At 47.8% G+C, this 5,096-nt stretch carries 4 protein-coding genes; 3 read left to right on the top strand and 1 reads right to left on the bottom strand.

The window, feature by feature from the left end; genetic code table 11:
- Positions 1–449 (bottom strand): spore coat protein (locus GX016_03750; GenBank protein ID HHT70672.1); only part of this gene is annotated, 449 nt, incomplete at its 3' end.
- A 357-nt stretch (positions 450–806) separates the two neighbouring features.
- On the opposite strand from GX016_03750, the gene GX016_03745 reads away from it, so the two are divergent.
- The 3 genes from GX016_03745 (at position 807) to GX016_03735 (ending at position 4,850) form a co-directional block, all read left to right on the top strand.
- A complete protein-coding gene (locus tag GX016_03745; GenBank protein HHT70671.1) occupies positions 807–1,379 on the top strand; it encodes a DUF937 domain-containing protein in 573 nt (190 codons plus the stop codon).
- 89 nt (positions 1,380–1,468) lie between these two features.
- Positions 1,469–1,873 carry a DUF4332 domain-containing protein gene (locus GX016_03740; protein ID HHT70670.1) on the top strand — a complete coding sequence of 135 codons (405 nt, stop codon included), beginning with the start codon at positions 1,469–1,471 and terminating at the stop codon, positions 1,871–1,873.
- A gap of 556 nt (positions 1,874–2,429) precedes the next feature.
- Complete coding sequence (locus tag GX016_03735; GenBank protein ID HHT70669.1) at positions 2,430–4,850, top strand: DUF87 domain-containing protein; 2,421 nt, start codon at positions 2,430–2,432, stop codon at positions 4,848–4,850.
- Positions 4,851–5,096: the final 246 nt, after the last annotated feature.

The raw sequence follows: 5,096 nt of genomic DNA, 5'->3' as shown, positions 1-5,096 counted from the left end.
TACATGCCGTGGGCATTCATGTAATTAAAAATCCCTTCCCCATGCTGCTGTTCCTCTTTTTGAATATGGTTCAGCACTTGTCGCATTTGGGAATTGGTGCATTCAAAAATAGCCGTATTATAGGCACTGGAAACATATTTCTCCGTCATCAGTAGGTCTGTCAGCAGCATCTCGTCCTGTTTGTTAGCCGCCCCTTGTGATTGGGTAGTGCCAGTCACAGTGGTTGAAGATTGCTGCCCCTGAGCCATGGAAGGAATCTGTCCGGTCAACAATTGATTAATGGTGTTCAAATGTTGCTGTTCCTGCTGGGCATAACTGCCGAGTAACTGCTTGAGCTGTGAATCCTGAACCTGGGCCGCATAGGTTTGATACTTGTGGATACACACTTCTTCATGCCTCTTCTGATCTTCCAGCAACATCTGTTCTTTTTGGGTTAGCTGATGTGCCACTTGATACCCACCTCCTGCTTGTATTATTTACGAGCAGGAGACTAATATGCATTCTCCAGCGTCTGATGCTGCCATACCAGCCACAAGAACCGTCGAACCGTGCCTCTGCCAGGCGATGTCCCCTGAAAGGTAACCGTAGAGGATAGGATAAGGGAAATATCTGCTCAATCCAAAGTGTAGTATATGAGGATGATAACAGAGTAAGAGAAGGATATCTTTAGGTAAGCAAGAAAATAGTCGAAAATATCAGCTATGGTAATTGCCGTCTACTCAAAACTAGGTTATAATTGGTACTAATCGATAGTGATAATCTTTAAGGGTAAGTAGCTTAGTTAGAGGAGGGGAGGGATAGAAGTCATGGATATTTTGAAAATGATTTCCGGCCAAATGATCGACCAAGATGTACTTAATCAGCTTGGACAAGCAGTGGGTGCTAAGCCTAACCAGGTGAAACAAGTGGCACAGATAGGGATGCCTGCCCTGCTGCAAGCGTTAAGACGAAATGCCGCCACATCGGAAGGCGCGGCCGCCTTAGCAGGTGCTCTGGATCAGCACAAAGATGACAATATCAATGATGTCGCGAGATTCCTAAACAATATTGACAATAATGACAGTGCCCGGATGCTTCAACACATTTTTTCGGGTAACACAGAGCGGGTTCAGAGTAATTTGGCTAGGCAAACCGGATTGGATAAGAATCAGGTTTCCGGCCTAATGATGAAAATGGCACCTCTTTTAATGGGTGCTTTAGGCCAGCACAAAAAACAACAAAACATAGATGCTGCCAGTCTATCCGGGATGTTAAGCGGGTTATTCACTCAAGGAAGCAGCGGCATGATGGGCATGGTGGCAAACCTACTGGATACAGATAATGACGGCGATATTACGGACGATATCGGCAAAATACTGGGAGGTTTCTTAAAGAAATAATTTGATTCCACAGCTGATTCACTGCCTTAATCACAATACCGCTCAGGGGTTGCTCGTACTGAATTTGAATCAAAGGAGGAGTCAATTCCATGTCGAAACTCAGCATAATCGAGGGAATCGGTGAGGCTTATGAACTCAAACTAAAAGAAGCAGGGATTCTTTCCGTAGAAGCATTGTTGAAGGCTTGTGCCCTAAAGAAGGGCCGGGTGGAACTGGCCGAAAAAAGTGGGATTTCCGAAAAGCTGATCCTCAAATGGGCTAACCACGCAGACTTAGCCAGAATCAAAGGAATCGGCGGCCAATATTCTGAGCTTCTGGAAGCGGCCGGCGTAGATACTGTACCCGAATTGGCCAAACGCAAGCCGGAAAACCTCTATGCAAAAGTAGTAGAAGTAAACAAAGTGAAGAAAGTGGTCAGAAAGCTGCCCACAGAAAAGAATGTTGCGGACTGGGTCAAGCAGGCTTCCGGACTCCCACGCGTGCTACAGTACTAATATAGAACAGCCATTACTCCTTATTTAACCACAAGTGATATCAAACCTCCATTGTCTCACTGACAATGGAGCTTTTGTTTTACTTTGCGGGAACACGCTCAGCAAAATATTTTCTATCATCTCATCATCCGTATCCGGATATGTCTCTTTCAATCCTTCCATACCATCCAGACCCTGTGCCCTCCTGCTTGTGCACCTCAAATACATCCGGCCCAACGTTCTTACTTCCTTACTACGTTGACGGAATGTGTCTATTTTTGGGTAAATAGCGTTATTGAATATCCAGCGATGCCCGTAGCACGGCAATTGAACAGACTACCCGTCATTCCGAAGGAGCACAGCGACTGAGGAATCTTAAGATCCTTCGGGCAAAGCCCTCAGGATGACAACGAAGAAGAGTTTTTGGAGCAATGGTGTGAAGGGCCCGGGCCCAATTGCTTCCGTTGCCATATTATGTATTCATGCCTTATAATAAACAAAAGGCTTGTTCTGAAAGGACACGGAGAATCGAACCAAGAACCGTATAGACCAAAGAGTATTAGAGGAGGGATATGAAATGCAGGACTTCGAAAAACTGGGCGTGTTTTACTTAGGAAAAGAGTACGACTTAGAACAAAAGCAACTGCAAGAAAAGCTGGTTCTCTACAAATCCAAGGATTTGACAACCCACGCGGTCATAATCGGTATGACGGGAAGCGGAAAAACCGGATTGGGCATAGGAATAATAGAAGAAGCTGCTCTGGACAATATTCCGGTGATTGCCATTGACCCTAAAGGAGATTTGGGGAACCTAGCTTTGACTTTTCCCGAACTACGCGGGGAAGACTTTCGCCCCTGGATAAACCTACATGAAGCGTCTAACAAGGGCGTCCCTGCGGACGAATATGCCAAGTCACAGGCGGAATTGTGGCGCAAAGGACTGGCTGATTGGGGTCAGGACGGGAAGCGTATTGAGAGATTCCGGAATGCAGCTGATATTACCGTCTATACACCAGGTGGATCGGCAGGCCCCGGAGTGTCAGTACTGCGATCTTTTGACGCACCGCCGCCGGAAATAAGAAATGACAGGGATGCATACAGGGACCGCATCCAGATTACCACCACCGGTTTGCTGTCCTTGATAGGATTGGACGGGGATCCATTTACAAGCCGGGAACATGTTTTAGTTTCGAACATTATCGAACACGCATGGAACTCAGGACAAAGCCTTAGCCTTTCGGAGCTGATCAATGCTATCCAAGCACCGCCCATGGATCGGGTTGGGGTAATGGACATGGAGAGCTTCTATCCCTCTAAAGACAGGTTCTCATTGGCCATGATGCTTAATAACCTACTGGCTTCACCCAGTTTTAAGGCATGGTTGGAAGGAGATCCACTGGACGTTAATCGCTTCTTGTATAACGATGAAGGCAAACCGCGCGTTTCCGTCTTTTCCATTGCCCACCTTTCCGACAGCGAGCGAATGTTTTTTGTGACGATGCTTTTAAATGAAGTATTGTCCTGGGTTCGCAGCCAACCAGGAACCGGCAGCCTAAGAGCTCTCCTTTATATGGACGAGTTGTTCGGTTACCTGCCGCCAACTGCCAATCCGCCGTCTAAGGTTCCCCTGCTGACGCTACTCAAGCAAGCGCGGGCATATGGATTAGGGTTGGTGCTGTCCACTCAGAACCCTGTGGACCTAGATTACAAGGCTCTTTCCAATGCGGGCACATGGTTTATCGGACGGCTACAGACGGAAAGGGACAAAGAGAGAGTCTTAGCCGGTTTAGAAGGAGCACTTGCCGGAGGCAAATTTGACCGCCAGCACACAGGGCGGATTTTGGCGGGACTTGGACAGCGCATCTTTTATCTTCATAGCGTGCATGAAGATGAGCCTGTTATTTTCAGCACCAGGTGGGTCCTTTCCTATTTGGCGGGCCCCCTGACAAGAGAGCAAATATCAGCATTGTCATCCAAGCGCCTGATGAGCAAAACAGCAGAGGATGCCCCTGCTTTCGTAACTCGAGAGCCGGTCGCAAAAGAAGCGAAACCAACTGATGCTTTGAATTTAGCTGCCCCCGTCCTCGATCCGAAAATACAACAAGTATATCTTCCCGTGGACTACGGAGTCACAGATAATGTAACATATGTGCCTTCTGTAATTGGCGTGGCCGACGTGCTTTATGATAACGCCAAGCACCAAGTTGCAGCCTCCAAGAGTTACACACTGGTCGCACCGCTTCACGACGGACCGGTAGCACTTGATTGGAGAGAAGCTAAGTCAATAGAACTGGATCTGCGTGATCTTGATGCAGAGCCTGTAAGAGGCGCCTCTTTTGCCAATTATCCTAACGCTGCCGCCAACGCCCGCAGCTATGACAGCTGGAAGAAGCTTTTTGCCCAGTTTATTCGCACAGACCTTCAGCTAAAGTTGTTTTCAAGCCCCACACTAAAAGTGGTTTCTGAGGTTGATGAAGATGAACGGGACTTTCGCATACGCCTGCAACACCTAGCCCACGAAAAGCGCGATGAAGCTTTAGATGCCCTCAGAAAGAAATACGCCTCCAAAATAAACACCCTTGAAGATCGCCAAAGACGGGCTAAGCAGGCACTGGAAAAGCAGAGTACCCGGGCAGCCCAAAAGAAAATGGACGCTGCTGTCTCTACCGGTGCTGCAATATTGGGTACACTCTTCGGACGAAAAAGCATGAGCGCAACTTCCATCTCCAGGGTTGGCACTGCTGTTAAAAGCACAACCCGTGCTTTTCAAAGCGGTGAAGGAATTGCTCAGGCTGAAGAAACGCTCCGGTCAGTTGAAGCTCAGCTCGAACAACTGGAGTCGGAACTTCAACAGCAAGTGGAGAAAATATCCGAGAGCTACGACATGTTGGAAGAAAAACTGGAAGAGGTTCAAATCAGAGCTACCAGCGGAAACATTGCCGTGCACTTGGTTGGCCTGGCATGGTGTCCCTCTCCAAAAGGCCAGGGCCTAGCATAGCATCATCCAGTCAAAAGCATGTTTCTTTCAAGTCCTTCTAGGCAGCTATGACGAGAAACCCCCTGTGGAGCAATTGCCTGAACCGCTCCAAGGGGGTCTTTTCCTGCTCCCGCGATCTCAGTGACAGTTGTCAGCAGAGCAACTATCTCTACAACCGTGCCATGTCATAAAACTGCAAGCCCAAATCTTTATTGTTCCATTGCTTATCAGTTCCAATAATTGCACATTCCGTAGCCTTCGCCGAAG

Source organism: Bacillota bacterium (genome assembly GCA_012837285.1).
GTDB lineage: Bacteria > Bacillota > DTU030 > DUMP01 > DUMP01 > DUNI01.
This window is presented reverse-complemented; position numbering and strand designations above follow the sequence as displayed.

Bases quoted from the DNA above. Each gene is read 5' to 3' on its own strand.
- GX016_03745 (HHT70671.1), top strand. From the start codon at position 807: ATGGATATTTTGAAAATGATTTCCGGCCAAATGATCGACCAAGATGTA.
- GX016_03740 (HHT70670.1), top strand. From the start codon at position 1,469: ATGTCGAAACTCAGCATAATCGAGGGAATCGGTGAGGCTTATGAACTC.
- GX016_03735 (HHT70669.1), top strand. From the start codon at position 2,430: ATGCAGGACTTCGAAAAACTGGGCGTGTTTTACTTAGGAAAAGAGTAC.